Source organism: Ideonella sp. B508-1, assembly GCF_000333615.1.
Taxonomy (GTDB): domain Bacteria; phylum Pseudomonadota; class Gammaproteobacteria; order Burkholderiales; family Burkholderiaceae_C; genus Ideonella.
Map to the genome: position 1 here is coordinate 1 of NZ_BADL01000256.1, position 1,682 is coordinate 1,682.

Consider the following 1,682-nt stretch of genomic DNA (forward strand, 5'->3'; position numbering starts at 1 on the left):
CGATCTTGCGGCGGCTGGCCTCCATGGGCTTGGCCTGCACCCAGTGGCGCAGCACGCGGTCCTGGTGGACCGGCAGGGCCCCCAGGGCCTGCAGACGTTGACGGAGATCGGCGATGCGCATGGCCGGATTGTCGCTGTTCATGTCCGAAGCGCCCTGGAGGTGAAGGATGGGCGTATGCTTGCATCTGGTTACTTCGGATTGCCATGCCCCCTCAGCTGCACTACCTCGATTTCGACTTCAGCGAGGACACCGATGGCCACGGTGTGTTCGACGCCATGGCCTCGGTCGGCCCGCCGCTGTGGACGAAGCTGCAGGACGAGACGGCCCAGGTGCTGGACTGGGCCCTGGACCGCTTTCCCAACGGCCCCGGGCCGCTGGAAGACGGCAACGATTGGCAGTTCGAGCTGGCGGCCAGCCGGGAGTGGTCGGCCGACGAGGGCCTGAGCTACAGCACCTCGAGCCGCCGCTTCAGCAGCCAGCCGAGCGAGGCGCGCGCCGTGCGCCACACACTGGCCCTGACCCTGAGCGGCAGCGTGGCCTTCTGCGAGGCGCTGCGCGCCGCCTTCCCGCCCAACGACGACTGAGCCATCTACCGGTTCAGAGGAACATGCCGCCCGACACCTCGATGCGCTGGGCATTGACCCAGCGTTGATCGGGCGACAGCAGACTGGCGACCATCGGGCCGATGTCCTCCGGCACGCCGGCACGGCCCAGGGCCGTCTGCGAGGCGATGAAGGCCTTGACCTCCGGCTTGTCGCGCACGGCGGCCCCTCCGAAATCGGTCTCGATGGCGCCGGGCGCCACCGTGTTGACGGCGATGCCGCGCGCGCCCAGTTCCTTGGCCAGGTAGCGGGTGAAGACTTCGATCGCGCCCTTCATGGCCGCATAGGCGCCGTAGCCGGGCAGGCTGAAGCGGGTCAGGCCGGACGAGATGTTGACGATGCGCCCGCCATCGGCCAGCAGCGGCAACAGGGCCTGGGTCAGGAAGACGGGCCCCTTCAGGTGGATGGCCACCAGGGCGTCGAACTGGGCCTCGGTCACTTCCGCCAGCGGCGCGTAAATGCCCACGCCCGCGTTGTTGACCAGGGCCTGCAAGCGGCGGCCGCCCCACTGCGCTTGCAGCGCCGCCTCGACCTGGGCCGCAAAGCCGGGGAACTGGCTGGCCTGGCCCACGTCCAGGGCCAGGGCCACCAGGCGTCCGCCCAGGGCCTCCACCTCCTGCCGCAGGGCATCGGCCTGGTCGGCGCGCTCGCGGTAGGTGATGACGAGATCCCAGCCACGCTGGGCCAGGGACAGCGCCATGCTGCGGCCCAGGCCGCGGCTGGCGCCGGTGATGAGGGCGATCGGACGTTCGGACATGTTCAGCTCCACAGGAGATTGACGATGCGCTCAGCTTATTGATCGTCAAGATCCTGATAAACATCAATTTCTTGGCATCACTGTTCTTCATTGATAAACAATGAAGCCATGGATGCCCTCGAACAGATGCGCGCCTTTGTGCGCGTGGCCGAACAGGCCAGCTTCACCCGCGCGGCCCAGGCCCTGGGTTGGCCCCGGGCCACCGTCACCCTGGCGGTGCAGGGCCTGGAGGCCCGGCTGGGCACCCAGTTGCTGCATCGCACCACCCGGCGGGTCCACGTGACCGAAGACGGTCAGTCGGCCTACGAGCGCTGCCTGGAAT

3 protein-coding genes are annotated in these 1,682 nt (G+C 68.3%); 2 read left to right on the forward strand and 1 reads right to left on the reverse strand.

The window, feature by feature from the left end; all coding sequences use genetic code 11:
* Positions 1-204: 204 nt before the first annotated feature.
* On the forward strand, positions 205-585 hold the full coding sequence (locus I73_RS10575; protein WP_022980577.1) for a hypothetical protein: 381 nt from the start codon (positions 205-207) through the stop codon (positions 583-585).
* 13 nt (positions 586-598) lie between these two features.
* Here I73_RS10575 and I73_RS10580 read toward each other — a convergent pair whose 3' ends face one another.
* Entirely contained in the window at positions 599-1,360 is a 762-nt protein-coding gene (locus tag I73_RS10580; protein WP_026096572.1) for an SDR family NAD(P)-dependent oxidoreductase, read from the reverse strand.
* 108 nt (positions 1,361-1,468) lie between these two features.
* On the opposite strand from I73_RS10580, the gene I73_RS27325 reads away from it, so the two are divergent.
* A partial coding sequence (locus I73_RS27325; protein ID WP_040500232.1) for a LysR family transcriptional regulator occupies positions 1,469-1,682 on the forward strand: 214 nt, incomplete at its 3' end.